We start from the raw sequence: 1,118 nt of genomic DNA on the forward strand, positions 1-1,118 counted from the left end.
TGCGGCTCCTCAGGTTCTTGTGGGTAGCTGAGGGTGCAGTCCGCCGAGGCAGAGATAGATCATTGAGGTCAGTGTTCGGGCTGAGTGGTGGCCGTAGCCGCGGGCGTTGATGAGGCGGATTTTGGCGTTGATACCTTCGATGAGGGCGTTGGAGATGCCGAGTTCGACGGCGGCGATGACTGCTTCGAAGTGTTCTTGCAGGCGTTTGCCGAGTTCGGTAAAAGAGGGAATGCGGCTGCGTTTGGCGGCGGTAATCCAGGCCTTGAGTAGTTGACGGGCGACACCGGGTTCGTGCTCGAAGCGGTAGAGGTCACGCAGTTGTTCTTTGAGCGTCCAGGCCCGGCCGACGCGGCGGTTGGCGCGGGCGATCTGGTTGACCAGTTGTCGTTTGTCGTCTTTGAGTTTGTTCTCCCCGGTGCGCAGTGCCCATCGGGTCTGGCGCCATTGTGCTGAGGTCATGGTGACTTTGTTCGGTCCGGCCGCGGCGTCGGCGAAGACGCGGTCCAGGGCCCGGTTGACCCATTGCATGATGTGGAACGGGTCAAAGCAGATGATGACATCGGGCAGATGCGTTCGGGTGGCTGCCCGGAAGGCTTTGCTCGCATCCATACTGACGGCTTGGATGGTCTCCAATGTCGAATCAGGTTGTTGCTCATAGAATGTCGCCAATGATTCTTCGCTGCGTCCGGGCTGGACGTCGATGACGGTGCTGGTGTCGTGGTCGCCGATGATGGTCAGATACTTGTGCGGGTGCCGATAGCAGATCTCATCGACACCGATGCGGTACAGGGTGGTGAGTCGTCGTCGGTCGAGCAGTTCCGCCACGCCGCGGTTGATGATCGAGGTGACCGTTTCCCACGCGCAGCGCATCAAGGTCGATACCGACGTTCGGTCGGTGCGTTGGGCCAGCCACAACACCATGTCCTCGAAATCGCGGGTATGGCGGGCGCCTGGACGCGCCCAGGGCAGTTCCTCGGTGCGGACTCCGCAGTCGGGGCAGTTCACCCGTCGGATGTCATAGACCAGCCAGAGCCGGTAGCGCCCGAGATCGAGATGGCGCCACCGTCGGCGGCGGCGGTCATAGACCGCGCGCAGGCGTTTGCCACACGGACATGACA

Annotated in this window: 1 protein-coding gene; it reads right to left on the reverse strand. The window is 61.7% G+C overall.

Annotation, left to right across the window (positions count from 1 at the left end; translation table 11 throughout):
• Nucleotides 1-9: 9 nt before the first annotated feature.
• On the reverse strand, nt 10-1,118 hold a 1,109-nt coding region (locus ASJ79_RS24450), incomplete at its 5' end, for an ISL3 family transposase (protein WP_067961073.1).

Source organism: Mycobacterium sp. NAZ190054, assembly GCF_001545925.1.
Taxonomy (GTDB): Bacteria; Actinomycetota; Actinomycetes; order Mycobacteriales; family Mycobacteriaceae; genus Mycobacterium.